Source organism: Serinibacter arcticus (assembly GCF_003121705.1).
GTDB lineage: Bacteria > Actinomycetota > Actinomycetes > Actinomycetales > Beutenbergiaceae > Litorihabitans.
In genome coordinates this window covers 949229-976179 of the sequence record NZ_PYHR01000002.1, presented here as the reverse complement: position 1 = coordinate 976179, position 26951 = coordinate 949229, and the positions used below count along the sequence as shown (strand labels likewise).

Sequence of the window (26951 nt, the reverse complement as noted above, 5' to 3'; positions counted from 1 at the left end):
CCGAGGAGGTCGCCATGCCCCTGTCCGAGTACGAGCAGCGTGTGCTCGCACAGATGGAACGTCAGCTGAGCTCTGACGACCCTAAGCTCGCCCAGACGTTCTCCGGCGGGCCCCGCCGCACGTCGCGCGTCGTGCTGGGGTGCCTGATCGTCCTCGCCGGACTCGGCATGCTGGTGGGCGGCGTCGCCCAGCACATGACCTGGCTCGGCATCCTCGGGTTCCTCGCGATGTTCGGCGGCGTCCTCGTCGCGATGTCGCGTGGACGGGGCGCCCCGGCCGGGGCCAGGCCCACCGGCGGGAGGGCTCAGGACCCGCGAAGCCGGCCAAGAGCTCGTCGTTCATGTCCAAGCTGGACGACCGTTGGGACAGGCGCCGCGATCAGGGTCGCTGACCCGCCCCCGCCCGCTCCTCCACACCGTTCCACCGGAGTCCTCCACCTCGCTCCACCGGAGCCTCCACCTCACTCCCCGAAGCCCCGGACCGCCCAGCGGTCCGGGGCTTCGTCGTGTCCGGGGTGCGTCGCGGGTCTCGTCGACGCTCTGCCGGCGACGAAAACCCTCCACCTCACTCCACCGCCTCTGACCTGCAACGACGCGATCGAAAGCGCGGCGTGTCGCCACTTGACTCCTCAGTTGTGGAGCGAAGTGGAGTAGGGTGGAGCCACGCGGAGCCGTACGGAGCGAGGGGAGGTGCTGGTTCGCATGCTGATCGGGACATTCACCCCGAAGCTGGACGACAAGGGCCGGCTGATCCTTCCTGCCAAGTTCCGCGACGAGCTGGCCCCCGGGCTCGTCATGACCCGCGGTCACGAGAAGTGCCTCTTCGTCTTCCCGATGACCGAGTTCGTCGAGCTCCACAAGTCGCTCCGCGCCGCACCCCTCACCTCCAAGCAGGCCCGCGACTTCAACCGCGTGCTGCTCTCGGGCGCGCACGACGAGATCCCCGACAAGCAGGGCCGCGTCACCGTTCCCGCGATCCTTCGCGAGTGGGCCGCGCTCGGCCGGGACCTCGCCGTCGTCGGCACGGGGAACAAGCTCGAGATCTGGGACGCCGCCGCCTGGGACGCCTACCTCACGGGCGCCTCCGCCGCCTTCGAGGACGCCGCGGGGGAGGTGGTCCCCGACTTCTGACCCTCCTGGCAGCCCGACGCCTCGTCGCACGAGGTCTCCCGCCGATCATCTGGCGCACTTCCCCGGTGCCAGATCAGCGGAGGGAGTCCTGGTCCGACGCAGACGGACGGCAGACCCCGCAACCAGCAGCACCACCCCGCACCAGCCCCGCACACCCACGAGAGAGGAGAGTCGATGAGCACCGAACGCCACGCGAGCGACCTGCACGTCCCCGTGCTCCTCCAGCGCTGCGTCGACCTCCTCGCCCCCGCGCTCACCGAGCCGGGCAGCGTCCTCGTGGACGGGACGCTCGGCATGGGCGGGCACACCGAGGCGGTCCTGGAGCAGTGCCCTGACGCGCGGGTCATCGGCATCGACCGCGACCCGGCGGCGCTGGCCCTCGCCGGAGCCCGCCTGGCGCGGTTCGGCGAGCGGTTCACCCCCGTCCACGCCACCTACGACGAGATCGACGACGTCGTCGACGAGCACGCGGGTGGTGAGGTCCAGGGCGTGCTGCTCGACCTCGGCGTGTCCTCGCTCCAGCTGGACGACGCCGAGCGCGGGTTCAGCTACGCCCGCCCGGCCCCGCTCGACATGCGGATGGACACCACGACCGGCATCACGGCCGCCGAGCTGCTCGCCACGGCGAGCGAGGCCGAGCTGCGACGGATCCTGTGGACCTACGGCGAGGAGCGGTTCGCCCCGCGGATCGCGTCGGCGATCGTGCGCACGCGGGCGACCGAGGAGCTCACGACCTCGGTCCAGCTCGCCGAGATCGTCAAGCGCGCCGTGCCGATGGCGAAGCAGAAGACGGGCGGCCACCCGGCCAAGCGCACGTTCCAGGCGGTCCGCATCGCCGTCAACGCCGAGCTCGAGGTCCTCGAGGAGGCGTTGCCGCGTGCCGTGGACGTGCTCGCCGTCGACGGCCGGATCGTCGTGGAGGCCTACCACTCCCTGGAGGACCGCCTCGTCAAGCGTGAGCTGGCCAGGGGCGCCGCCTCGAGCGCTCCGCGCGACTGGCCGATCGAGCCCGAGACCCACCGGCCCTACCTCGAGCTCCTCGTCAGGGGAGCGGAGAAGGCGGACGCGGCGGAGATCGAGCGCAACCCGCGCTCCACGTCCGTCCGCCTGCGGGCCGCCCGCCGCACCCGAGCCACCCCCGACCACATGAGGAGCCACGCATGAGCGCTGCACCCCTGCGGGTCGCCCCGCCCGCGCCGCGTGGTCGGACCGCCCCCCGGCTGCGGATCGTGCGCCAGACGCAGGCCGAGGCCACCCGCGCACCGTTCTTCGCGCTGTGCGCCACGGTGCTCGTCTCCTCGCTGCTCGCGGCGCTCGGGCTCCACACCTCGATGGCCGCGACCGCGTACACGATCCGTGACAAGCAGCGCGAGCTCGCGGTCTCCCAGCAGAGCGTCGAGTCGCTCGCCGGGCAGATCGAGACGATCAGCTCACCCGCCCAGGTGATGAGCCAGGCCGCCGCACTCGGGCTCGTCCCGAGCCCCGGTGTCACCTACATCCGGCTGTCCGACGGCACGTTGGTGGGCGGTCAGTGACCGGGGAGCGCCGCTCCTCCTCGGCCGTGCCGGGCCGCCCCGGCGTGTCTCGCCAGCCGGGACGGACTTCTCGGGGAGCATCGACCCCCATGGGGACCCGGCTCACGACGGCACAGCCCGCGACGGCGGCCGCGTCGGCCGCCACGGCTCGCGGTGCCACCCCCCGCGGCAGCACCCGCGCCACCCGGCCGACGGCGTCGAGCGCCCGGTCCACCTCGGCCACCCGCTCCGCCTCGACCGTTCGCGCCCAGGCCACCTCGCCCCGCACCGCCCGGCTGGGCGGCGCCGGCGGCAACGGCGGCGCCGGCGGTCACCGGCCGCCGCCCGAGGGTCCGCGCGTCGGTCCGTCCTCGCGCCGCCAGCGGATCCTGCTGTGGATCGTCGTCGTGGTACTCGCGCTGTTCGCCGTCCGACTGGTCCAGGTGCAGGTCGTCCAGGGCGCCGAGCTCGCCGAGCAGGGGCGTCAGACGCGTGAGCGCACGATCGTCCTGCACGCCCAGCGCGGTGACATCGTGGACTCCAGCGGCATGGTCATGGCCACGTCGGTGGTCCGCTACAACATCGAGATCGACCAGCGTCAGGTGCCCGCCTACGTCCGGCTCGGCGAGAACGACGAGATCCTCGGGCGCGGCGCCGCCGAGGCCGCGGCCCAGCTCGCCCCGCTGCTCCAGCTGCCCGAGCACGAGCTCGGCGCCACCCTCACGGGGACGGCCGGGTACCGGGTCATCGCGAACGACGTCACGCCCGAGGTGCGGGCCGCCGTCGAGGAGCTGAACATCAACGGCCTCACGACGCGCGCCACGTCCAAGCGGGTCTACCCGAACGGCTCGACGGCCGGGAACCTCGTGGGCTGGGTCAACCGCGACCAGGCCAACGACGACAAGCAGACGGGTCTGACCGGGCTGGAGTACAGCCTCAACAAGGAGCTCGACGGCCTCAACGGCACCCGCAGCTACGAGACCGGGGTCGGCGGCACCGTCATCCCCGGCGCCGACCAGCGCACCACCCCGGCCCAGGACGGCCGGACCGTCAACACGAGCCTCAACCTCGACCTGCAGTACGTCTGCCAGCAGGCGATCGACGCCCAGGTGGACGCCGCGGGCGCCGAGTTCGGGGCCGTCGTGGTCATCGAGGTCAAGACCGGTCGGATCCTCGCGCAGTGCGAGTCCGACACCGTCGACCCCAACAGCCCCACGGGCAGCGGCACGCTGCACACGGTCCACAGCCCGTACGAGCCCGGCTCGACGGGCAAGATCCTCACGGTCGCCTCGGCCATCAACGAGGGTCTGATCACGCCGACCTCGGTCTTCACGGTGCCCGACCGGTTCACCACGGAGAACGGGCAGACGTTCCGCGACGCGACCGACCACGAGACGTGGCAGATGACGACGGCGGGCATCCTGGCCACGTCCTCCAACACCGGCACGATCCAGATCGGCGACCTCATGACGGACGCCAAGCGCGTCGAGTACATGAAGGCGTTCGGCTGGGGCGGCCCGACGGGCGTGGAGATCGCGGGCGAGCGGGCCGGCACCCACCTGGACCCGACCCAGTGGGACGGCCGCACCCGGTACGTGACGATGTTCGGCCAGCACAACCAGGTGAACCTGCTCCAGATCACCAACGTCATGGCGACGCTCGGCAACGGCGGGGTGCGGCAGCCGCTGCACCTCATCGACGGCTTCACCGACGCCGCCGGCACCTTCACCCCGGCCGAGCACGGCGACCCGGTCGAGGTCGTCACGCCCGAGACGGCCGACGAGATGCTGCTGCTGCTCGAGGGCGTCACCGCCGCGCAGCAGGGCACGACGGGCAAGAAGGCGGCGATCGACGGCTACCGCGTCGCCGGCAAGACGGGCACGGCCCAGATCCCCGACGCCAACGGACGGCTCAACGACACGGTCGCCTCGTTCGTCGGTGTGGTCCCCGCCGAGGACCCGCAGCTCGCCGTCGGCGTCGTCGTCCACCGCCCCGCGACCCAGAGCACCGGTGGCGCCCTCGCGGCCCCCGTCTTCCAGCAGGTGACCTCCTCGGCGCTGCAGATGCTCGGCATCCCGCCGAGCGGCGTGACCGAGGACCTGTATCCGTTGTACGCCGACCAGGCCGAGTAGATTGGCCCACCGTGACTTCTCCGCTGACGCAGTTCCGCCCGGAACGCGTACCCGCCACCGCGCTGCGTGAACTCGCCGCCGCGTTCCACCTGACCCCCGACGCGACGAGCTCCGCGGGCTCCGCGGACCCCGCCGTCACGGGTGTCAGCGTGGCCAGCGACGCGATCGTCCCCGGTGACCTGTTCGTGGGGTCGCCGGCTTCACCGCGCACGGCGCACGGTTCGCCCCGGCTGCCGTCGCGGCGGGCGCCGTGGCCGTGGTGACGGACGCCGACGGCGCCGCGCAGCTCCCGGCCGACCTCGGCGTCCCGGTGCTCACCCACGCAGACCCGCGCTCCGTCGCGGGTCTGATCGCCGACGTCGTCTACGGCCGACCGTCCGACGGCCTGACCACCGTCGGCATCACCGGGACCAACGGCAAGACCACCACCGCCTACTTCGTCGAGGCCGCGCTCCGGGCCGGCCTCGGCACCTCCGCGCTCATGGGCACGGTCGAGCTCCGGATCGGCGACCAGGGGGTGGAGTCGCCGCGCACGACCGTCGAGGCCCCGGCGCTGCACCGCCTCATGGCCGTGGCGCTCGAGCGTGGCGTGACCAACCTGACGACCGAGGTCTCCTCGCACGCGATCGCGCTGAAGCGCCTGGCGGGCGTGCGGTTCGACGTCGTCGCCTTCACCAACCTCCAGCGCGACCACCTCGACTTCCACGGCACGATGGAGAGCTACTTCGAGACCAAGGCCAGCCTGTTCCGTCCCGAGCAGGCGACGCGCGGCGTCGTCGTGGTCGACGACGCCTGGGGCCGGCGTCTCGCCCGCACCTCGCCGATCCCGGTCGAGTCCGTCGCCACGCACATCGACGCCCCGGGCGCCGAGGATGCGGACTGGCAGGTCGTCGGAGCCGACATCGGTCTCGACGGCGTCGGCTCGACGTTCCAGCTGCGCGGTCCCGACGGCACGGTGCACACGGCCCACAGCCCCCTGCCGGGCCTGGTCAACGTCTCCAACGCGACGACGGCGATCGTCGTCGCCGTCGCGGCCGGGGTGCCGATCGACGTCGCGATCGAGGCCGTGGGCGCCGCACGCGCCATCCCCGGCCGCATGGAGCGCGTCGTCGAGCGCGGCGAGGGTCTGCCGCTGTGCATCGTCGACTACGCCCACACGCCCGACGCGCTGGTCTACGCGCTCGAGGCCGTCCGCCCGATCACGCCCGGTCGCCTCGCGATCGTTCTCGGGTCCGACGGCGACCGCGACCAGGGCAAGCGCCCCATGCTGGGCGCGATCGCCGCGCGTCTGGCCGACCTCGTCGTCGTCACCGACGAGAACCCGCGCTCCGAGGTCCCGGGCGACATCCGCGCCGCGATCCTCGCCGGTGCGCGCGAGGTCCGTCCCGACCTGACCGACGTCGTCGAGATCGCGGAGGGACGCGCCGCCGCCCTGGCGCACGCCATGGGCGTCACGGGCGAGGGCGACACCGTCATCGTCACGGGCAAGGGCCACGAGCCGACCCAGGAGATCGCCGGGGTGTTCCACCGCTACAACGACCGCGACGTCTATCTCGCGCAGGCCGAGAAGCTGCGGGGGCGCGCGGATGATCGCGCTGCACGCCGCCGAGGTCGCGGCGATGGTCGGGGGAGCGGTGCACGGTCCGGCCGAGACCCCCGTCACGGGCGCCGTCGTCACCGACTCGCGCGAGATCGAGCCGGGGTCGCTGTTCGTCGCCATCCGCGGTGAGCAGGTCGACGGTCATGACTACGCCGCCCGCGCGCTCGACGCCGGGGCCGTCCTCGTGCTCGCCGAGCGGCCGCTCACCGGGACCGACGGTGCGCCGCTGCCGACCGTCGTCGTCCCCGACGCCACCGTGGCGCTCGGCGCCCTGGCCGCCGCCGTGCTGCGCCGCCTGCGCGAGCGCGACGGATCGCGCCCGCGCGTCGTGGCGATGACGGGGTCGGTCGGCAAGACCACGACGAAGGACCTCCTGGCCTCCGTCCTCGGCCACGACGGCCCCACGGTCGCGCCGGTCCGCTCGTTCAACAACGAGGTCGGCCTGCCCGTCACCGTGCTGCGCTGCACCGAGGAGACCGCCACGCTCGTGCTCGAGATGGGCGCCAGCGGGCCCGGGCACATCCGCTACCTCACCGACATCGCCGCGCCCGACGTCGCCGCCGTCCTCACGGTCGGCAGCGCGCACCTCGGCGGGTTCGGCGGGGTCGAGGGCATCGCCCGCGCCAAGAGCGAGATCGTCACCGGCCTCGCGCCCGGCGGCACGGCCGTGCTCAACGCCGACGACCCCCGGGTCGCGGCCATGGCACCGCTCGCCGAGCGGGTCGTCACGTTCGGCCGGACGCCGAGCGCCGACGTCGTCGCCCGCGACCTCGAGATGGTCGACGGCGCCCGCGCCCGCTTCACGATCGTGGACCGGCGCGCCGCCACGGGTGACGACGGCGACGACGCGGCCCTGCCCGCCGCTCGCCTCACGCTCGCCCTCGTGGGAGAGCACCACGTGACCAACGCCCTGGCGGCCGCCGCGGTGGCGCTGGAGTGCGGCGTCCCGCTCGACGAGGTCGCCTCGCGCCTGGAGATCGCCGGCGCCGGCAGCCCGCACCGGATGGCCGTGACGGAGCTGACGAACGGCGTCACCGTGATCGACGACTCCTACAACGCCAACCCCGAGTCGATGCGCGCCGCGCTGAAGGCGCTCGTCGCCCTCGCCGCCTCGCGCCGTACGATTGCCGTGCTCGGGGAGATGCGCGAGCTCGGCGAGGACTCCCTGACCGAGCACGACGCGCTCGGCCGGCTCGCCGTCCGGCTCGACGTCTCCCGTCTGGTGGTCGTGGGTGCCGGTGCCAGGGCGATGTACACGGGAGCCCTGCTGGAGGGCTCCTTCGGCGAGGAGGCACTGTTCGTGGCGGACATCGACGAGGCCCAGACGTGGCTGACCGAGAACGCCGCCCCCGGTGACGTGGTTCTCCTCAAGTCCTCCAACGGCAGCGGCCTGCACCTCCTGGCCGACCGCCTGCTGGGGGACGCGCGATGATCCCGGTCCTCATCTCCGGCGGCGCCGCGATCGCGGTGTCGCTCTTCGGGACCCCGCTCTTCATCAAGTTCCTGGTGCGCAAGCAGTACGGCCAGTTCATCCGCCAGGACGGGCCCACCACGCACCACACCAAGCGGGGCACCCCCACGATGGGGGGCGTCATCATCATCGCCGCGACCCTGGTGGGCTACGTCGTCGCGAACGGCGTCTCCTACCTGCGGACCGGCACGACGCCGAGCATGTCGGGTCTCCTGCTGCTGTTCCTCATGGTCGGGCTGGGGCTCGTCGGCTTCGCCGACGACTTCACGAAGATCTCCAAGCAGCGCTCCCTGGGGCTGTCACCGCTGGCCAAGATCCTGGGGCAGGGCGGCGTCGGCATCACCTTCAGCCTGCTGGTGCTGCAGTTCCCCAACCGCGACGGCGTCACGCCCGCCTCGATGGGCATCTCCTTCATCCGCGACACCGGCATCTCCCTGGCGTTCGCCGGCTCCGCCGTCGGGCTGCTGCTCTTCGTGATCTGGGCGAACTTCCTGGTCACCGCGTGGTCCAACGCCGTCAACCTCACCGACGGCCTCGACGGTCTCGCCACGGGCGTGAGCGTCTTCGCGTTCGGGGCCTACGTCCTGGTGACGATGTGGCAGTTCAACCAGTCGTGCAACGACCTCCTCGCGGGGCCCCGGTGCTACGAGACGCGCGACCCGCTCGACCTCGCGATCGCGACGGCCGCCATCGTCGGCGCGTGCCTCGGCTTCCTGTGGTGGAACGCCTCCCCCGCCAAGATCTTCATGGGCGACACGGGCTCGCTCGCGCTCGGTGGCGCGCTCGCCGGACTGTCGATCCTCACCCGCACCGAGCTGCTCGCCCCGATCATCGCCGGCATGTTCGTCGTGATCGTCGCCTCGAGCGCGATCCAGATCGGCTTCTTCAAGGTCTCCGGCGGCAGGCGCGTCTTCCGCATGGCACCGCTGCACCACCACTTCGAGCTGGTGGGGTGGCAGGAGGTGACGATCGTCATCCGGTTCTGGCTCATCTCCGCCGTGTTCGCGGCCATCGGGCTCGGCGTCTTCTACGCCGAGTGGATCACCGGATGACCGGGCCGGACACGGGACCGGTCGGGCTGCGCGGCACCGCTGCGCGCGAGGCGCTCCGGGGGGCGCGCACGCTCGTCGTCGGGCTGGGCCTGACGGGGTCGGCGGCCGCCCGCACGCTGCACGCGCTGGGCGCCGACGTCGTCGCGGTCGACTCGCGGCCCGAGGTCGCCGAGCGCGCGCGCCGCGAGCTGCCGGGGGTGCACGTCGTCGACGGCGCCGACGAGCAGGCCCTGGCGGAGGCGGCCGTCGCGACCTCGCCGCGGCTCGCCGTCGTCTCGCCCGGTCTCCCGCCGAGCTCGCCGCTCGTGGCGCTGCCGCGCGCGGCGGGCGTGCGGATCCTCACCGAGTTCGACCTCGCCTGGATGATCCGGCTCGACGACGCCCCGTGGCTGTTCGTGACCGGCACCAACGGGAAGACGACGACGGCGCAGATGACCTCCGCGCTGCTGCGGGCCGGGGGGCTGCACGCCCCGCCGCTGGGGAACATGGGGGTGGCGGTCTCGACCGTCGCGCTCGAGGGCATCGCGGACGAGGCCGGCGTCGTGCGGGCGCCCCAGGCCTGGCCGATCGAGATCGCCGCGCTGCAGCTGCACGACACCTCGCTGCCGCAGCCGCAGGCGAGCATCTGCCTCAACGTCGCCGAGGACCACCTCGACTGGTTCGGCACGATGGCGGCCTACCGCTCCGACAAGGCCAAGGTCTACCAGGGCGTCAGGGGCGCGTGCGTCTACCCGACCTGGGAGCCGGGCGCACGGGAGATGGTCGAGGGGGCCGAGGTCGTCGAGGGCGCGCGCGCCGTCGGGCTCGTGCTCGGGGCACCCGCGCTGGCGCAGGTCGGGATCGTCGAGGACGCCGTGATCGACCGCGCCTTCCACCCGCGTCGTCGGACCGAGGGCCTGATCCTGTTCACGACGGGCGACCTCGCTCACCTCGGTCTCGGCGAGGCCGGGCTGCCGCCCCACATCGTCACCAACGCGATGGCCGCCGCGTCGCTGGCCCGCGAGGCCGGCGTCGAGCCCGAGGCCGTCGCCGCCGGGCTGCGCGGCTTCTCGCTCGACGCCCACCGCATCGCACGCGTCGCGGTGCTCGACGGCGTGACCTGGGTCAACGACTCCAAGGCCACCAACGCCCACGCGGCCGCGGCGTCCCTGCGCGGGCTCGCCGACGGCACGTGCGTGTGGCTCGCCGGCGGGGACGCCAAGGGCGCCCCGCTGGACGACCTGGTGCGCGACTTCGCGGGCAAGATGCGCGCCGTCGTGCTCATCGGACGCGACCCGCGCCCCTGGACCGAGCCGCTCGCGCGACACGCGCCCGATGTGCCCGTGATCGTCGTCCCGGACGGCGAGACTGAGGCCGTGATGCGTGGCGCGGTCGCCCAGGCCCAGCGCCTGGCGCGTCCCGGGGACACGGTGCTGATGGCGCCGGCCGGGGCGTCCTGGGACCAGTTCCGCAGCTACGGTCACCGGGGTGACGCGTTCGCGCACGCCGTGGGTCAGCTCGTGGACGACGCGCGGGCAGGAGGAGCGGGGGAGCAGGCATGAGCGTCACCGACGCCCGTCCCAAGGCAGGACGCCCGCGCAGCGGGAGTCGTCGCACCGGCGCCCCGCCCGCCCCGCCTCGGCCACCCGCACGGCCCTGCGGTCCGCATGGGACTCGCCCGTCACCTCCTACTACCTCATCGGGTCGGTGACGCTCGTCCTCGTGGCGCTCGGCCTCGTCTTCGTGCTGTCGAGCTCGACGATCACGTCGCTGGCCGGCGATCGCGGGCCCCTCAGCCAGTTCCAGGGCCAGGCGATGTACGCCGCGCTCGTGCTCCCGCTGGCCTGGGCGATCTCGCGGCTCCCGCTGCGCGTGCTCCGGGTCCTCGCGTGGCCCGCCTACGCCGGCGCCCTCGGACTGCAGCTGCTGCCGATCGTGATCCCCGGCATCGCGACCTACTCCGGCGGAAACCTCACCGGCATCGACCTCGGCTTCATGTACTTCCAGCCCGCCGAGTTCGCGAAGCTCGCGCTCGCGCTCTGGCTGGGGGCCGTCCTGGCGGCCAAGCAGCACCAGCTCGGCCAGCTCCGCCACGTCGCGCTCCCCGCCGTCGGCGCCGGCCTCATGATCGCCGCGCAGCTCTACACGCACGACCTCGGGACGGCGCTCGTGCTCGGGGCGTTGGTGGCCGGTGCGCTCTGGGTCGCCGGTCTGCCTGCCCGCTTCTTCGCCGCCCTCGGGGTCGCCGGGCTCGCCGTCGTCGCGTTCCTCGCCACGCAGGGCAAGACCCGCATGGCGCGCATCCTCGCGCTGTTCGACCCCGGCTCGCTCGAGGACGACGGTCTCGCGTACCAGAGCAACCGCGCGCTCGAGGCGCTCGGCACGGGCGGCGTGAGCGGTGTCGGGATCGGCGGCTCGCGCTCGAAGTGGCTGTACCTGCCGGAGGCGAACAACGACTTCATCCTCGCGGTGATCGGCGAGGAGCTCGGCCTCATGGGCACGCTGCTGATCCTGCTGCTCTTCGGCCTCCTCATGGTCGGCCTCACCCGGGTCGTCCTGCGCCACCCCGACCCCTTCGCGAAGATCGCGACGGCGGGGGTCGCGGCCTGGATCCTCGCCCAGGCCCTCGTCAACATCGGAGTCGTCATCAAGGTTCTCCCCGTCATCGGCATCCCGCTGCCCTTCATCTCCTCGGGTGGCTCCTCGCTCATCGCCACGGTCCTGGCGATCGGTCTCGTGCTGGCGTTCGCCCGCGACGAGCCGGGGGCGAAGGACGCGCTGCTCGCGCGCCGCGGCGTCGTGCGTCGGTCCTTCGGGGTCCTGACCCGCCGGGGCGGCGCCGCGTGACCGCTCCGCTGCGCCTGCTCCTGGCCGGCGGTGGGACGGCCGGGCACGTGAACCCGCTGCTCGCCCTCGCGGACGAGCTCCGTGCCCGGGACGCCGCCGTCGAGGTGCTCGTGCTGGGCACGGCCGAGGGCCTCGAGCAGCGGCTCGTCCCCGAGCGCGGCTACCCGCTCGCCACGATCCCGCGCGTGCCGTTCCCGCGTCGTCCCGACGCGGCCGCGCTGCGGTTCCCGCGCGAGTTCGCCCGCGCCGTCGCCCTCGCCACGGACGCGCTCGCGCAGGTGAGGGCCGACGTCGTCGTGGGCTTCGGCGGCTACGTCGCCACGCCCGCCTACCGCGCCGCCGCGCGGGCCGACGTCCCCGTGGTCATCCACGAGCAGAACGTGCGCGCCGGCCTGGCCAACAGACTGGGTGCCCGTCGTGCCACCGCCGTCGCCCTCACGTTCGCCGAGACCACGCTGACGGCCCGTCGCGGTCGGACGCTCCACACGGGCCTGCCGCTCCGTCCGGCCCTGGCCGCGCTCGCCGTGCGCCGGGAGGACGCCGCCGCCGCGACGACGGCGCGGGCCGAGGCCGCGGCCGAGCTCGGGCTGGACCCGTCGCGCCCGATCCTCCTCGTGACCGGGGGTTCCCTCGGCGCGCAGCGGATCAACGAGGCGATGGCAGGCGCCGCCGCGGCGCTCACCGGGGCCGGGGTGCAGGTGCTGCACGCCGCCGGCCGCAACAAGGACGCCGCCGTGCGACCGGCCGCCCAGGCTGCCGGCGCCGACTACCACCTCGTGCCCTACCTCGACCGGATCGAGCTCGCCTACTCCTGCGCCGACCTCGTGCTCGGGCGCGCCGGCGCCGGGACGGTCTGCGAGCAGGCCGCGCTCGGTCTGCCCGGCGTCTACGTCCCGCTCCCGATCGGCAACGGGGAGCAGCGGCTCAACGTCGCCGGCCTCGAGAAGGCGGGCGGCGCCGTGGTGGTGGCCGACGGTGACCTCACCCCGACGTGGGTGACCTCCCAGCTCCTGCCGCTGCTGCTCGACCCCGATCGACTCGCGCGGATGGCGACGGCCGCCCGCACCACCGGGGTGGCCGACGGCGCCGCCCGCCTCGCCGACCTCGTCACCGAGGTCGCCGCGGGGACGCACCGGCAGGCAGCAGCAGGAACGGACGGAACCACGACGTGAGCCACTGGCACTTCATCGCGATCGGCGGGCACGGCATGAGCGTGCTCGCGGAGATCGCCCTCGAGCTCGGGCACCGGGTCACCGGCTCCGACCAGGTCGAGGGCGAGGAGGTCGTGCGCCTGCGGGAGCGCGGCGCGCACGTCGACATCGGGCACGACGCCGACCAGGTGGTCGGCGCCGACGTCGTGGTGGTCTCCACGGCCATCCCGCCGACCAACGTCGAGGTGGTCCGTGCCGGCGAGCTCGGCATCGAGGTGCTGCACCGCTCCGAGGCGATGACCCGCCTCACGGCCGGCCGGCCGTTCTACGCCGTCGCCGGGACCCACGGGAAGACGACGACGTCGGCGATGCTCGCCGTCGCCCTGGAGGGGGCGGGGGCCGACCCGGGCGCCGCCATCGGCGGCACCGTGACCTCGTGGTCGGCCGGCTCCCGCGTGGGCACCGGCCCCTTCGTGGCCGAGGCCGACGAGTCCGACGGCTCCTTCCTGCGCTACACCCCGCGCGTGGCGATCGTCACGAACGTCGAGGAGGACCACCTCGCGCACTACAGCGGGCTGGCCGAGATCCTCGACGCCTTCGAGTCGTTCGCGCACCGCCTCACGGCCGACGGCGTGCTCGTGGCCTGCAGCGACGACGCCGGCTCGCTCGAGATCGCGCGACGCGCCCACGGCGCCGGGCTCCGGGTCCGCACCTACGGGCAGCGCCCCCCGGTCCTGCCCGACGGCGCGATCCTCGCCGTCGAGCACCTCCAGCTCGACGACGTCTCCCTGACGGGAACCGACGCCTCGGCCACGCTCACGCTGCGGGGGAGCGACGGCGAGCCCCGGCTCGCGCCGTTCGCGCTCCGCGTGCCCGCGCCCGGGCTGCACACCGTGCTCGACGCCGCCGCTTCCTGGGCCGCCGCGATCGAGGCGACCGGGCTGGACGGCGCGGCCGCCGTCGCCGACGCCCTCGAGGGCTTCACCGGCGCGGGCCGACGCTTCGAGACGGTCGGCACCGCCGACGACGTGCGCGTCGTCGACGACTACGCGCACAACCCCACCAAGGTGGCCGCCGCGCTCGCCGCGGGCCGGCTCGCCGTCGGGGACGGCCGGGTGGTGGCGCTCTTCCAGCCGGCGCTGTTCACCCGGACCCGCGACTTCGCCGAGGAGTTCGCCGAGGCGCTCGACGCGGCCGACGCCGTCGTGGTCTGCGACGTGTTCGGCTCCCGCGAGGACCCGATCGACGGGGTCACCTCGGGGCTCATCACGCAGGCGGAGCCGGACTCGCGTGCCGAGCGCGGGGCGATGCCGTTCCAGCTCGTGCCCGACCGTCTCGAGGCCGCACGCCGGACGGCGGCGCTGGCCGGCCCCGGTGATCTCGTGATGACGATCGGCTCGGGCGACGTGACCCTGCTCGCGCCGGTGGTCCTCGAGCACCTGCGGGCCAGGGCAGCGGAGCAGGCGTGAGACCGCCCGCCGCGCCGCGCCGCCCCGCGAGCACGGGGGGACGACGTGCGACCGAGGGCCGGGCCGACGTCGTCGTCCGCCCGGAGGCCGCCCCGACCCGCGACCGCGGTGACGACCTGGTGCTCGAGGACGACGACCTGGACTGGGACGGGGCCGACGCCTCCGACGACCGTGCCGGCTCCGTCGTCGCGATCGGAGGTGGCGGGGAACCCGCGGCCGCACCCGTGCGCTCGCTCGAGGGTGCCTACGCCGCCAGGGACCGCGCGCGCCGTCGGGTGCTCAAGGTGCGTCTCGGGATCGGGGCCGCGGTCCTGGCGGCAGTCGCGCTGCTGGGCTGGGCCGCGCTCCTGTCGCCGCTGCTGGCGCTCGACACCGCCGAGGTGACGGTGACGGGCGCCGGGCCGTACGTCGATCCCGCCGCCGTGGTCGCGGCGGCGGCCGCCCAGGAGGGCACGTCCCTGCTGCGGGTCGACACGGCCGCGCTGCGCGACCAGGTCGAGCAGATGCCCGGCGTCGTCGAGGTGAGCATCGCCCGCGACCTCCCCCGCGGTCTGACCGTGACGGTGACGCCGCGCGAACCCGTCGCGGTGGTCGCGCTCGACGCCGCCCAGGTCCAGCTCGTGGGGAGCGACGGCGTCGTCATCGCCGTGGTCGCGCCCGAGGCGGTGCCGGCGGGCCTGCCCACGCTCGCCGTCGAGCTCGGCACGGAGGACGCCGGCGACGCGCTGACCGAGGTGCTGTCGGTGCTGGCGGTCGTGCCGCCCGAGCTCCGGGCCCAGATCGCCGAGGCAGGGGCGACGGGACCTCGCTCGGTGCGCCTGGTGCTCGTGGACGGGGCCGAGGTGGCGTGGGGGAGCGCGCGGGAGAGCGGGCTCAAGGCCGCCGTGCTCAGCACGCTGCTCCAGGTCGGGGCGGCGTACTACGACGTGAGCGAGCCGACCACGCCGATCACACGGTGACGGTGGCGCGGAGCTCTTCGACTGCTCGCGCGACACGCGTCCCAGGTCGTTGCTCCCGGCGCACCCTGCGCCTAGCGTCCTGGTATCGGAATCTGACATAAGTCTCACCCTCAACCTGAGGGTGAAGGTTGCACCAGCACTTTGCTCTCCCAGCGGGCGGGCGCGGACGAGAGGGACGAACGTGACGACACCGCAGAACTACCTGGCGGTCATCAAGGTCGTCGGTATCGGTGGCGGCGGCGTGAACGCCGTGAACCGGATGATCGACGCCGGGCTCAAGGGCGTGGAGTTCATCGCGATCAACACCGACGCCCAGGCCCTCCTGATGAGCGACGCCGACGTGAAGCTGGACGTCGGCCGCGAGCTGACCCGCGGCCTCGGCGCCGGCGCCGACCCCGAGGTCGGCAAGAAGGCCGCCGAGGATCACGCCGAGGAGATCGAGGACGTCCTGCGGGGCGCCGACATGGTCTTCGTGACCGCCGGCGAGGGCGGTGGCACCGGCACCGGGGGAGCGCCCGTCGTCGCCCGCATCGCGCGCCAGCTCGGCGCCCTGACCATCGGTGTGGTGACGCGCCCGTTCACGTTCGAGGGTCGCCGTCGCTCCACCCAGGCCGACACCGGCATCGACGCACTGCGCGCCGAGGTCGACACCCTCATCGTGATCCCGAACGACCGGCTGCTGTCGATCAGCGACCGCAACGTCTCGGTGCTCGACGCCTTCAAGTCCGCCGACCAGGTGCTGCTCTCCGGTGTCCAGGGCATCACGGACCTCATCACGACCCCGGGCCTGATCAACCTCGACTTCGCCGACGTCAAGTCGGTCATGCAGGGTGCGGGCAGCGCCCTGATGGGTATCGGTTCGGCGACGGGGGAGGACCGGGCCCTGCAGGCCGCCGAGTTCGCCATCTCCTCGCCGCTGCTCGAGGCCAGCATCGACGGCGCGCACGGCGTGCTGCTGTCGATCCAGGGTGGGAGCGACCTCGGGATGTTCGAGATCACCGAGGCCGCCCGCCTGGTCCAGGAGGCCGCGCACCCCGAGGCCAACATCATCTTCGGAACGGTCATCGACGACACGCTCGGGGACGAGGTCCGTGTCACGGTCATCGCCGCCGGCTTCGACTCCGGCACGCCGACCAAGCCGCCGGCCGCCGCCCCGCGCGCCGAGCGCGAGCGTGACCGCGGTCTCGGGCAGGTCTCGCGTCCGCCGTCCGCCCCGGTGACCATCCCGGCCGTCCTGGAGGAGGAGGAGTTCGAGCGCGCCACGTCGCACTCGGTGCCCGTCACCACCGACGCCGAGCCCGTCGTCGCGGCCCCCGAGCCGCAGCACCGCCCCGTCGTCGTGGAGGAGCGTCCGCTCCGTCCGCGCCGCGAGGAGGAGCTCGACGTCCCCGACTTCCTCAAGTAGGACGTGACGGACCACTCCCGCACGGCCCGTCCGACCGGCCAGGTGGACCCGCAGGTGCTGCGGGTCCACCTGGCCGTCGACGTGTCGGCGTTCTTCACCACCCGGCTGGGCGGGGTCAGCGTCGCGCCCTACGACGAGGCCAACCTCGGGCTCGGGGTGGCTGACGACGCCGAGGCCGTGCTCACCAACCGCGCCGGGGTCGAGCGTGAGCTCGCCGCGCCGGTGACGTGGTCGCGACCCGTCCACGGGGCCGAGGTCGCCCGGGTCGACGCGGGCGGAGGCGTCGCCGACGGTACGGCGCTGCACGACGGCGCCCCCGCCGTCGACGCGCTCGTCACCACGGCCAGGGGCCGGGGCCTCGCGGCGCTGGCCGCCGACTGCGTGCCCGTGCTGCTCGCGGCGACGACGCCGTCGGGCACCGTCGCGGTGGGCGCCGTGCACTCGGGCCGACGCGGTCTCGCCGCCGGGGTGGTCCCCGCGGCGGTCGCGGCGCTCCGGGAGGCCGCTGCCGAGGTCGTGGGCGAGGTCGTGAGCGAGGGTGAGAGCTCGGCGGTCGTGGTGCGCGCCGTCGTCGGCCCCGCGATCTGCGGCCGCTGCTACGAGGTGCCGGCCGTGATGCGCGAGGAGGTCGGTGCCCTCGTCCCCGCGGCGGCGTCGACGACGGCGTGGGGCACCCCCGCGCTCGACCTGCCCGCCGGCGTCGCCTCGCAGCTGACGGCGGCGGGCGTCGTCGTCGAGGTGCTGCACCGCTGCACGCGCGAGGACCCCCTGCTGTTCTCGCACCGGCGCGACGGCGTGACGGGCCGGTTCGCAGGTGTCATCGCGACACGCCGAGCCGATTGAGCCGTCCGGTCCGCCTCGGCCGATAGCGTCGCGGACGGACGGGCTCGCCAGGAGTCGTGACCGACGAGGAGGACGCTCATGGGAGCGATGCGCAAGACGATGGAGTACCTCGGGCTCTCCGAGCCCGACCGTGACGAGCAGCTGGAGTACGTCGCAGCCGATGAGGAGTACTCCGTGGACGAGGTCGAGGCCCCTGTGCGCACCGCACCCGTCACGCCGATCTCCGCGGCCCGCTCCGCCGCGCCCAGCGGCGACCTGCGCCGCATCACCACCGTGCACCCGCGCACGTACAACGACGCCAAGGTCATCGGCGAGTCGTTCCGCTCGGGCACGCCGGTCATCATGAACCTCACCGAGATGTCCGACGCCGACGCCAAGCGTCTCGTCGACTTCTCGGCCGGCCTCGCGTTCGGTCTGCACGGCGCCATCGAGCGCGTGACCAACAAGGTCTTCCTGCTCTCGCCCGCGTCCGTCGAGGTCTCCACCGACCCCGGCGCGACCGAGCAGAGCAACCTGTTCAACCAGAGCTGATCTGCGCGGAGCCCGCCCACGGCGACGTACAGTTGATTCGTGCTCAGCCTGATCGCGACCCTCCTGTACGTCGTCGTACTCCTGTTCGTCGTCGCCCTCCTGGTACGCGTCATCTATGACGTCGTGCAGATGGTGGCCCGCGAGTGGCGGCCCCAGGGCCTCGCCCTGGTCACCGCCGAGGCGGTCTACACGACCACGGACCCGCCGCTGAAGGCGGTGCGCCGCGTCGTCCCGCCGCTGAGGCTCGGGGGGATCGCCCTGGACCTCGCCTTCCTGATCGTGATGTTCTCCGCCTGGATCCTGATGTGGATCCTCGGAGCGGTCGCCAGCTCGGGGTGACGGGGTGGGCGTCTTGTGTCCTGGAGCCGGGTATGGGCTACCGTTGTCCGCGATCGACGCATGTGAGCATGCGTGCGTCTCTAACAAACTGAGGTGACGACATGACTCTGCTGACTGCAGACGACGTTCTCAAGAAGACCTTCCAGACCACGAAGTTCCGTGAGGGCTACGACCAGGACGAGGTCGACGACTTCCTGGACGAGATCGTCAACACGCTCCGCGTGCTCCAGGGCGAGAACTCCGAGCTCAAGGGCAAGATCGCCGAGCTCGAGCAGTCCGGTGGCGAGCAGACCCGCGCGTCCGCCGTCGACCAGACGAGCCAGCTCACGGCCGTGGTCGACGAGCCCGTCGCCCCCGAGGTCGAGGACGCCCCGGAGCCGGAGCCGGCTCCCGAGCCCGTCGTCGAGGCCGCCCCCGTGGCGCCCGCCCCCGCGCCCGTCGTGCAGCAGACCCCCGTGGTTCCCGCCGGCCAGGGTGAGCCCGAGTCGGCCACCGGCATGCTCCAGCTCGCCCAGCGCGTGCACGACGAGTACGTCCGCAACGGCAAGGACGAGGGCGACCGCCTCGTCGGTCAGGCCCGCAAGGAGGCCGAGAAGCTCGTCTCCGAGGCCGAGGGCCAGCGCGTGCGCACCCTCAAGCAGCTCGAGACCGAGCGCGCCACGCTCGAGCACAAGATCACGCAGCTGCGTGACTTCGAGCGCGACTACCGCTCCCGTCTCAAGGGCTTCCTCGGCAGCCTCGTCGAGACGCTGGACGCTCAGGCCGGCACCGTCGGGATCGACGGCCCGCCCGCCCAGCTGTAAGCAGTCCGCCCGCCAGGGCGTGTCGAAGGGCCCGGACCGCACATCGGTCCGGGCCCTTCGTCGTCCCCGCACGCGGTGCTGACACCAGTCGCGCCCGCGGTGCGGGAGGATGGTCCACGATGACTGAGACGACCCCCGCCCCCTCGACGGCGCCGACCGGCGCCGCCCGCGCGCCCCGCGCTCCACGCCGGACGGTGGCGCTGCTGGCCGGCGTCGCCATCGGCACGCTCCTGCTGGACCAGGCCACGAAGGCGATCGCCCTCGAGCGCCTTGTCGAGGGGCAGCGTGTGCCGTTCCTCGGTGACGTGCTCGGCTGGCGGCTGGTGTTCAACCCCGGCGCGGCGCTGTCGCTGGGGACCGGGGTGACCTGGATCTTCACCCTCGCGATGGTGGCGTGCGCGATCGCCGTCGTCGTCCTCGCACCGCGCATCCTGTCGCGCGCGTGGGCCGTCGGCGCCGGGGCGCTGCTCGGCGGGGCGCTCGGCAACCTCGTGGACCGTCTCGCGCGGGATCCCGGCTTCGCCGTCGGGCACGTCGTGGACTTCATCGACTACGGCGTCTTCATCGGCAACGTCGCGGACATCGGGATCGTGGCGGCCGCCGTGGGGTTCGTGCTGCTGACGCTGCTCGGGATCTCCTGGGACGGCACGCGCGAGAAGCGGGGTCGGGACGAGGGGGCCGAGGCCGAGAAGGAGGCGGGGGACGAGACTGCGAGCGAGGTAGGCGGCGAGGCCGACGTCGACGCTGACGCCGTCGCCCCGATCGTCCGCCCGGCCGATCTCGAGGAGACGCAGCCCGTCCCCGCCCCGGCACCCGCCCCGGCACCCGCCCCCGAGACGGAGGAGCGCCGGTGAGCGACCTCGCGCTGCCCGTCCCTGACGGTCTCGTGGGGGAGCGCGTCGACGTCGCCCTCTCCCGTCTCATGGGTCTCTCGCGCTCGCGCGCGGCGTCGCTGGCGGATGCCGGTGGCGTGCTGCTCGACGGCCGTCCGCTCGGGAAGTCGGACCGCCTCACCGCCGGGGGCTGGCTGCAGGTCGAGCGCCCCGAGGTCGAGGTCGAGGGACCGGTCGTGGTGCCCGAGCTGGTCGAGGGCATGCGCATCGTCCTGGAGGACGACGACGTGGTGGTCGTCGACAAGCCCGTCGGCGTCGCGGCCCATCCGTCGCCCGGGTGGACCGGACCCACGGTCATCGGTGGCCTCGCCGCGGCCGGGGTGCGCGTGGCGACGTCGGGGGCCAGCGAGCGGCAGGGCGTCGTGCACCGGCTCGACGTCGGCACGTCCGGGCTGATGGTCGTCGCCAAGAGCGAGCACGCCTACACGGTGCTCAAGCGCGCCTTCAAGGAGCGCACGGTCACGAAGGTCTACCACGCGCTCGTGCAGGGGCACCCTGACCCGTCCTCCGGCACGATCGACGCCCCCATCGCGCGGCACCCCAAGCACGACTGGAAGTTCGCTGTTGTCGCTGACGGCAAGCCGAGCGTCACGCACTACGCGACGCTCGAGGCGATGCCGCGGGCATCGCTGCTGGAGATCCACCTCGAGACCGGGCGGACCCACCAGATCCGCGTGCACACGTCAGCGCTGCGTCACCCGTGCGTCGGTGACGTCACCTACGGCGCCGACCCGGTGCTCGCGGCCAGGCTCGGGCTCACGCGGCAGTGGCTGCACGCGATGCGGCTCGGGTTCGCCCACCCCGCGACGGGGCAGCCCGTGGAGGTCAGCTCCGACTACCCGGCCGACCTCGCGCACGCGCTCGAGGCGCTGCGGGGCTGACGGGGTCGGGGTCGAGGTCGGGTCGAGGCCCGAGCTCACCGCCGCCCGTAGGCCTCGAGCGTGACCTCGCGCTCGGCCTTGTGGTCGACCATCGGCGGCGGGTAGTCCGCCGGCGGCGAGGTGAGCTTCCACGGCTCGTGGACGGCCTTGCCCGCGATCTCCCGCAGCTCGGGCACCCAGCGACGCACGTAGGCGCCGTCCGGATCGAACTTGAGGCCCTGCGTCACAGGGTTGAAGATGCGGAAGAACGGGGCGGCGTCCGTGCCCGTGCCGGCGACCCACTGCCAGTTGTGGGAGTTCGAGGCGAGGTCGCCGTCGACCAGCTGCCGCATGAAGTGTCGCGCGCCGGCCTGCCAGCGCACGTGCAGGTCCTTGACGAGGAACGACGCGACCACCATCCGCACGCGGTTGTGCATCCAGCCCGTCTCCAGCAGCTGGCGCATGCCGGCGTCGACGAACGGGTAGCCCGTGCGGCCCGCGGCCCAGGCCTCCAGCGCCGCGGCCTCGTCCGTGCTGCCGAGCCAGACGTCGTCGGCGACGACGTCGCGCAGCGACTCGCGCGCGCTCGCGGGGTCGTGCCAGAGGACGTCCGCGTAGAACTCTCGCCACGCGAGCTCGGTCGCGAACGTCGTCGCGCCCTCGCTGCGGCGGCGCGACAGGTCGGCCAGGAGCGTCCGGGGGTGGACCTCGCCCCACTTCAGGGGGCCGACAGGTGCGACGTGCCCGCACGATCGGGGCGGTCGCGGTCGGTGCCGTACTCGGCCAGCAGGTCGCCGAACTCCGCCCACCGTGCGAGGGCCGCGGCCTCGCCCGCGCGAGGGTGGCCGTCCTCGGGTGAGGGCAGCTCCGTGCGGGCGAGGTTGCCGGGACCGCCGGGGGCGAGGCCGTCGGGATCGACCCAGGCGACGCCGTCGGCGTCCGGGGCGGGGGCGCGCCACCCGTGCTCGCGCCAGGCCCGGCTGAAGGGTGTGAAGACGCGGTACGGCTCGCCGTCGCCCTTGCGGACCCGGCCGGGGGCGACGGCGTACGGGGAGCCGGTGCGGACCAGCGGCACGTCCCCGAGTGCTTCCTCGACGCGCTCGTCGCGTTGCCGGCCGTAGGGGCCGTAGTCCGCGGCGACGTGCACCTCGACCGCCCCGATCTCGCGGGCGAGCCGCGGCAGGACCCGTTCCGGGCTGCCGTTCGTGACGAGGAGCGACCCGTCGATCGAGGCGTCCAGGCGGGCGAGCGAGGTCATCAGGTACTCGCGGCGCGGTCCGCCCGCGGGGGCCATCAGGGTGTCGTCGACGACGAACACCGCGAGCACGGGGCGGGTGCCCGGGCCGACGGTGACCTCACCGTCGGACGCCGCGAGCAGCGCGGGGTTGTCGGCGAGTCGGAGGTCGCGGCGGACCCACCAGATCGCGGGGGCAGCGGGTGCGGTCTCGGCCATCCCTCGAGCCTGCCACGCCGGCGGGGCCGGGTCACGGGTGGTCTCGCCGTGGGGCCGTCGGGCCGGCGAGTCGGGAATGGAACTACGTCGCACCGCGTTGAGACCGGTCCACCCCACTGCTGCGGAGGTCTGCCCGTGCCCGGAATCCCCCTCGTCCCCGTCGATCCCCGCCTTCCCACCGTGACCGCGCCGAAGCCCCGGTCGGCGCCGATGTTCGAGCCCGACGACGATGCTCGCGCCGAGCTCGAGCGCCAGCTGCGCGCCTACTCCGAGCTCGGTGTGCTGGAGGTGCTGGGGCTCGAGGCGGCGGACCTGGCCGCCCGGTTGGAGCCCGTCGTCGAGTCGATGGAGAAGCTGCCGACCCACGGCGCGTGGGCGCACGACCCGGGGGACTCGATCCCGTGGATCCTCGTGCTGCCGGGGATGCAGAGCAACGCGCTCGTGCCGGCGATGCGGCGCGGGGCGGCGCTCGGGGTGAGCGTCGTCCCCGACGACGAGCTCGAGACCTACCGTCCCCTGGAGGAGGTGGAGCTGCCGGCCGCGCCGTACGTGCTGGTCGGGATCGACACCGGCAGCGACTTCTGCGGCGTCACCCCGGAGGCCGCGCTCGAAGCGGTGCGGGAGCGCGGCCGCACGCCGCTCACCATCTCCGAGGGGCTCGCGCTCACGATCCTGCGACCCGACATGCTGCGGACGAACAGCTGCTACTCGCTCGCCGGGTCGCGCACGGGCACGAACCAGCGCGTGCCGGCGGTGTGGATCAGCGAGCGTCGGGCGAAGCTCGGATGGTGCTGGGACCGCAACCCCCACACCTGGCTCGGCCTCGCCTCGGCGTCCTGGCGGCTGCCCGTCTGAGGCCCGGCGGGGCGGTCCGGTCAACTTCGGGCGTGACCGGGCCGGCCCGGGCAGCGACACGCCCGGACACGCCCGGCACGCCCTGCGCGGCGATCTAGGATCGAGGGATGCCGGCTGCACAGGAAGACTTCGTCCACCTCCACGTGCACACGGACTACTCGATGCTCGACGGCGCGGCGCGGGTGCCGGCGCTCGTCAAGGAGGTCAAGGCGCAGGGCCAGAGCGCCGTCGCCATCACCGACCACGGCTACCTCTTCGGCGCGTACGACTTCTGGAAGCGGGCGCGGTCGGAGGGCATCAAGCCGATCGTCGGGCTCGAGGCGTACGTGACGCCCGGCACCGCGCGCCAGGACCGCACCCGCGTGCGGTGGGGCGAACCGCACCAGAAGTCCGACGACGTCTCGGGCTCGGGCGCGTACACGCACATGACGCTGTGGTCGGAGACCACCGCGGGGATGCACAACCTCTTCCGGCTCGGCTCGCTCGCGAGCCTCGAGGGCTACTACTTCAAGCCGCGCATGGACCGCGATCTCCTGACGCGCTACTCCACGGGTCTGATCGCGACGTCGGGGTGCCCGTCGGGGGAGATCCAGACGCGGATCAAGCTCGGGCAGTGGGACGAGGCCGTCCGCGCCGCCGGGGAGATGCAGGACATCTTCGGCAAGGAGAACTTCTTCATCGAGCTGATGGACCACGGGCTCGACATCGAGACCCGGGTGTTCAAGGAGCTCGTCGAGCTGGGGAAGGTCGTCGGGGCGCCGCTCGTCGCGACCAACGACCTGCACTACGTCAAGCAGGAGGACCACACCGCGCACGAGACCCTGCTCGCGGTGCAGTCCAACTCGCTGCTGTCGGACCCGACCTACGACCAGGGTGGCAACCGGTTCGCCTTCACCGGTGACACGTACTACGTGCGCTCGTCGGCGGAGATGCGACGCATCTTCGCGGAGCTGCCCGAGGCCTGCGACAACACCCTGCTCATCGCGGAGCGGTGCGAGGTCGAGTTCACCGAGCAGGTGGGCAAGTACATGCCGCACTTCCCGGTGCCGCCGGGTGAGGACGAGATCTCCCTCTTCGTGAAGGAGGTCGAGCAGGGCCTCGTCGACCGGTTCGGCGAGGTCGTGCCCGAGGACGTGCGCAAGCAGGCCGCGTACGAGATCGAGGTCATCACGTCCAAGGGGTACGCGGGCTACTACCTCGTGGTCGCCGACTTCATCAACTGGGCGAAGAAGAACGGGATCCGCGTCGGGCCGGGCCGTGGCTCGGGCGCCGGATCCATGGCTGCCTACGCCATGAAGATCACCGAGCTCGACCCCCTGGCCAACGGCCTCATCTTCGAGCGGTTCCTCAACCCGGAGCGCATGAGCCTCCCGGACTTCGACATCGACTTCGACGAGCGTCGTCGCGGCGAGGTCATCCGGTACGTGACGGAGAAGTACGGCGAGGAGAACGTCGCCTCGATCGTCACCTACGGCACCATCAAGGCCAAGCAGGCGCTCAAGGACGCGGGCCGCGTGCTCGACTACCCGTTCGCGATGGGCGACAAGCTCACGAAGGCGATGCCCCCGGACGTCATGGGCAAGGGCATGTCGCTCAGCGGTGTGTTCGACCCGAGCGACAAGCGCTACTCCGAGGCCGCCGAGTTCCGCACGCTGTACGAGGTGGACCCCGACGCCCGGAAGATCACCGACGCCGCCAAGGGCATCGAGGGGCTGAAGCGGCAGTGGGGCGTCCACGCGGCCGGCATCATCATCTCCTCCGAGCCGCTGATCGACGTGATCCCGATCATGCGGCGCGAGGCGGACGGCGCGATCATCACGCAGATCGACTTCCCGGCCGGCGAGGACCTCGGCCTGGTCAAGATGGACTTCCTCGGTCTGCGGAACCTGACGATCCTCGACGACGCGCTCGAGAACATCGTCGTCAACGGCAAGGACCCTGTGGTCATCGAGGACGTCGAGCTCGTCGACCCCGAGACCTACGCGCTCCTGAGCCGTGGCGACACGCTGGGCGTGTTCCAGCTCGACGGGGGCGGCATGCGCACGCTGCTGCGCCTCATGCGTCCCGACAACTTCGAGGACATCTCGGCCGTCGGCGCGCTCTACCGCCCTGGCCCGATGGGGGCGAACTCGCACACCAACTACGCGCTCCGCAAGAACGGCCTGCAGGAGATCGAGCCGATCCACCCCGAGCTCGCCGAGGCGCTCGAGGACCTCCTGGGTCAGACCTACGGCCTGATCGTGTACCAGGAGCAGGTCATGGCGATCGCCCAGCACCTGGCCGGCTACACGCTCGGTGAGGCCGATCTGCTCCGGCGGGCGATGGGCAAGAAGAAGAAGGAGGTGCTCGACAAGGAGTACATCCCCTTCAGCAACGGCATGAAGAAGAACGGCTTCTCCGACAAGGCGATCAAGACGCTGTGGGACGTGCTGGTGCCGTTCTCCGACTACGCCTTCAACAAGGCGCACTCGGCCGCCTACGGCCTCGTCTCGTACTGGACCGCCTACCTCAAGGCGAACTACCGGACCGAGTACATGGCCGCGCTGCTCACGTCGACGCGCGACGACAAGGACAAGTCGGCGATCTACCTCAACGAGTGCCGCCGCATCGGGATCACCGTGCTGCCGCCGGACGTGAACGCGTCCGCCGGTACGTTCACCCCGGTGGGGACCGACATCCGGTTCGGGATGGCCGCGGTGCGCAACGTGGGCCAGAACGTCGTGGACGCGATCGTCGCCGCCCGCGAGGAGAAGGGGGCCTTCACCTCGTTCACGGACTTCCTGGGCAAGGTTCCCGCCGTCGTCTGCAACAAGCGCACCATCGAGTCGCTCATCAAGTCGGGGGCGTTCGACTCGCTCGGACACACGCGGCGCTCGCTGCTGCTGATCCACGAGCAGGCCGTCGACGCGGTCATCGGCGTCAAGCGCAAGGAGGCGGAGGGACAGTTCGACCTGTTCGCCGACCTCGCGGGCGACGACGGCGACTCCGGGACGTTCTCCGTCCAGGTGCCCGACCTCCCCGAGTGGGACAAGAAGCAGAAGCTCACGTTCGAGCGCCAGATGCTCGGTCTGTACGTCTCCGACCACCCGCTGGCGGGCGTCGAGCACGTCCTCACGGCCGCCAGCGACGTGTCGATCGCGACGCTGCTGGCCGACGAGGCGCGACCCGACGGCTCGGTCATCACCGTCGCGGGCCTGGTCACCTCCGTCGCGGTGAAGATCTCCAAGAAGAGCGGCAACCCCTGGGCGATGGTCACGATCGAGGACCTCGAGGGCAGCGTCGAGGTGATGTTCTTCGGCGAGACCTACCTCGCGTACTCCACGGTGCTGGCGGAGGACGCCGTCGTCGTGCTCAAGGGTCGCGTCCGTCGTCGGGACGAGGAGCTCACGCTCCAGGCGATGGAGATGACGCTTCCCGACATCGTCGCGGCCGCCGACGGCGCGCCCGTCGCGATCACCATTCCCGAGTCGCGGTGCACGCAGCCGCTGCTGGAGCGCCTCGTCGAGGTGCTGCAGAACCACCCGGGCGGCAACGAGCTGCACGTTCACGTGCGCACCCGGACCGGTCGCACGGTGGTGCGGGCGGGCGACCAGCTGAGGATCGACCGGACGTCCTCGCTGTACGGCGACCTCAAGGCGTTGCTCGGACCGAACTGCCTGGTGTGA

Annotated in this window: 25 protein-coding genes; 23 read left to right on the top strand and 2 right to left on the bottom strand. The window is 72.9% G+C overall.

Annotated elements, in window-relative coordinates:
- Positions 1–14: 14 nt before the first annotated feature.
- The 21 genes from C8046_RS19135 (at position 15) to C8046_RS04360 (ending at position 20999) form a co-directional block, all read left to right on the top strand.
- Positions 15–653, top strand: coding sequence for a DUF3040 domain-containing protein (locus tag C8046_RS19135; protein WP_328587574.1), 639 nt, complete (start codon positions 15–17; stop codon positions 651–653).
- A 48-nt stretch (positions 654–701) separates the two neighbouring features.
- Complete coding sequence (gene mraZ, locus C8046_RS04445; RefSeq protein WP_109228418.1) at positions 702–1130, top strand: division/cell wall cluster transcriptional repressor MraZ; 429 nt, start codon at positions 702–704, stop codon at positions 1128–1130.
- A 174-nt stretch (positions 1131–1304) separates the two neighbouring features.
- Complete coding sequence (gene rsmH, locus C8046_RS04440; protein ID WP_109228417.1) at positions 1305–2294, top strand: 16S rRNA (cytosine(1402)-N(4))-methyltransferase RsmH; 990 nt, start codon at positions 1305–1307, stop codon at positions 2292–2294.
- Positions 2291–2665 (top strand): hypothetical protein, encoded by a 375-nt coding sequence (locus C8046_RS04435; RefSeq protein WP_109228416.1) that lies wholly within the window; start codon positions 2291–2293, stop codon positions 2663–2665. Before rsmH ends, C8046_RS04435 begins: the two co-directional genes overlap by 4 nt.
- 89 nt (positions 2666–2754) lie before the next feature.
- Positions 2755–4776 carry a peptidoglycan D,D-transpeptidase FtsI family protein gene (locus C8046_RS04430; protein WP_109228415.1) on the top strand — a complete coding sequence of 674 codons (2022 nt, stop codon included), beginning with the start codon at positions 2755–2757 and terminating at the stop codon, positions 4774–4776.
- An 11-nt stretch (positions 4777–4787) separates the two neighbouring features.
- Positions 4788–5039: a hypothetical protein gene (locus C8046_RS19130; protein ID WP_235866098.1), complete on the top strand. Its 252-nt coding sequence runs from the start codon at positions 4788–4790 to the stop codon at positions 5037–5039.
- A complete protein-coding gene (locus C8046_RS04425; protein WP_235866097.1) occupies positions 5027–6505 on the top strand; it encodes a Mur ligase family protein in 1479 nt (492 codons plus the stop codon). The genes C8046_RS19130 and C8046_RS04425 overlap by 13 nt, the downstream gene beginning before the upstream one ends.
- Positions 6396–7808 carry a UDP-N-acetylmuramoyl-tripeptide--D-alanyl-D-alanine ligase gene (locus C8046_RS04420; RefSeq protein ID WP_235866415.1) on the top strand — a complete coding sequence of 471 codons (1413 nt, stop codon included), beginning with the start codon at positions 6396–6398 and terminating at the stop codon, positions 7806–7808. The genes C8046_RS04425 and C8046_RS04420 overlap by 110 nt, the downstream gene beginning before the upstream one ends.
- Positions 7805–8899 (top strand): phospho-N-acetylmuramoyl-pentapeptide-transferase, encoded by a 1095-nt coding sequence (gene mraY, locus C8046_RS04415; protein WP_109228413.1) that lies wholly within the window; start codon positions 7805–7807, stop codon positions 8897–8899. Before C8046_RS04420 ends, mraY begins: the two co-directional genes overlap by 4 nt.
- Positions 8896–10440, top strand: coding sequence for a UDP-N-acetylmuramoyl-L-alanine--D-glutamate ligase (gene murD, locus C8046_RS04410; RefSeq protein ID WP_109228412.1), 1545 nt, complete (start codon positions 8896–8898; stop codon positions 10438–10440). Before mraY ends, murD begins: the two co-directional genes overlap by 4 nt.
- Positions 10367–11725, top strand: coding sequence for an FtsW/RodA/SpoVE family cell cycle protein (locus C8046_RS19125; protein WP_235866096.1), 1359 nt, complete (start codon positions 10367–10369; stop codon positions 11723–11725). The genes murD and C8046_RS19125 overlap by 74 nt, the downstream gene beginning before the upstream one ends.
- Complete coding sequence (gene murG / locus C8046_RS19120; RefSeq protein WP_235866094.1) at positions 11722–12897, top strand: undecaprenyldiphospho-muramoylpentapeptide beta-N-acetylglucosaminyltransferase; 1176 nt, start codon at positions 11722–11724, stop codon at positions 12895–12897. Before C8046_RS19125 ends, murG begins: the two co-directional genes overlap by 4 nt.
- Positions 12894–14345 carry a UDP-N-acetylmuramate--L-alanine ligase gene (murC, locus tag C8046_RS04400; protein ID WP_109228411.1) on the top strand — a complete coding sequence of 484 codons (1452 nt, stop codon included), beginning with the start codon at positions 12894–12896 and terminating at the stop codon, positions 14343–14345. Before murG ends, murC begins: the two co-directional genes overlap by 4 nt.
- Entirely contained in the window at positions 14342–15304 is a 963-nt protein-coding gene (locus C8046_RS04395; RefSeq protein WP_109228410.1) for a cell division protein FtsQ/DivIB, read from the top strand. The genes murC and C8046_RS04395 overlap by 4 nt, the downstream gene beginning before the upstream one ends.
- 181 nt (positions 15305–15485) lie before the next feature.
- Positions 15486–16709, top strand: coding sequence for a cell division protein FtsZ (ftsZ, locus tag C8046_RS04390; RefSeq protein WP_109228409.1), 1224 nt, complete (start codon positions 15486–15488; stop codon positions 16707–16709).
- A gap of 3 nt (positions 16710–16712) precedes the next feature.
- Positions 16713–17552 carry a polyphenol oxidase family protein gene (locus tag C8046_RS04385; RefSeq protein ID WP_235866092.1) on the top strand — a complete coding sequence of 280 codons (840 nt, stop codon included), beginning with the start codon at positions 16713–16715 and terminating at the stop codon, positions 17550–17552.
- 78 nt (positions 17553–17630) lie between these two features.
- Positions 17631–18083: a cell division protein SepF gene (locus C8046_RS04380; protein WP_109228408.1), complete on the top strand. Its 453-nt coding sequence runs from the start codon at positions 17631–17633 to the stop codon at positions 18081–18083.
- A gap of 39 nt (positions 18084–18122) precedes the next feature.
- On the top strand, positions 18123–18422 hold the full coding sequence (locus tag C8046_RS04375) for a YggT family protein (RefSeq protein ID WP_109228407.1): 300 nt from the start codon (positions 18123–18125) through the stop codon (positions 18420–18422).
- A 101-nt stretch (positions 18423–18523) separates the two neighbouring features.
- Positions 18524–19225 (top strand): DivIVA domain-containing protein, encoded by a 702-nt coding sequence (locus C8046_RS04370; protein WP_109228406.1) that lies wholly within the window; start codon positions 18524–18526, stop codon positions 19223–19225.
- Between the two features lie 119 nt (positions 19226–19344).
- Positions 19345–20079 (top strand): signal peptidase II, encoded by a 735-nt coding sequence (locus C8046_RS04365; RefSeq protein WP_109228405.1) that lies wholly within the window; start codon positions 19345–19347, stop codon positions 20077–20079.
- Positions 20076–20999, top strand: a complete 924-nt coding sequence (locus tag C8046_RS04360; protein ID WP_109228404.1) for an RluA family pseudouridine synthase — start codon at positions 20076–20078, stop codon at positions 20997–20999. The genes C8046_RS04365 and C8046_RS04360 overlap by 4 nt, the downstream gene beginning before the upstream one ends.
- A 35-nt stretch (positions 21000–21034) precedes the next feature.
- Here the strand turns inward: C8046_RS04360 and C8046_RS19905 are convergent, their stop codons facing one another.
- On the bottom strand, positions 21035–21787 hold the full coding sequence (locus C8046_RS19905; protein ID WP_328587573.1) for an FAD-binding domain-containing protein: 753 nt from the start codon (positions 21785–21787) through the stop codon (positions 21035–21037).
- The gene (locus C8046_RS19900) at positions 21697–22431 is read right to left on the bottom strand and encodes a deoxyribodipyrimidine photo-lyase (protein ID WP_328587572.1); all 735 of its coding nucleotides are present in this window, start codon (positions 22429–22431) and stop codon (positions 21697–21699) included. The genes C8046_RS19905 and C8046_RS19900 overlap by 91 nt, the downstream gene beginning before the upstream one ends.
- A gap of 135 nt (positions 22432–22566) precedes the next feature.
- Between C8046_RS19900 and C8046_RS04350 the strand changes: the two genes are divergently transcribed.
- Both C8046_RS04350 and dnaE read left to right on the top strand, forming a co-directional pair.
- Positions 22567–23286 (top strand): DUF5701 family protein, encoded by a 720-nt coding sequence (locus C8046_RS04350; RefSeq protein ID WP_146197062.1) that lies wholly within the window; start codon positions 22567–22569, stop codon positions 23284–23286.
- Between the two features lie 107 nt (positions 23287–23393).
- A complete protein-coding gene (gene dnaE, locus C8046_RS04345; protein ID WP_109228402.1) occupies positions 23394–26951 on the top strand; it encodes a DNA polymerase III subunit alpha in 3558 nt (1185 codons plus the stop codon).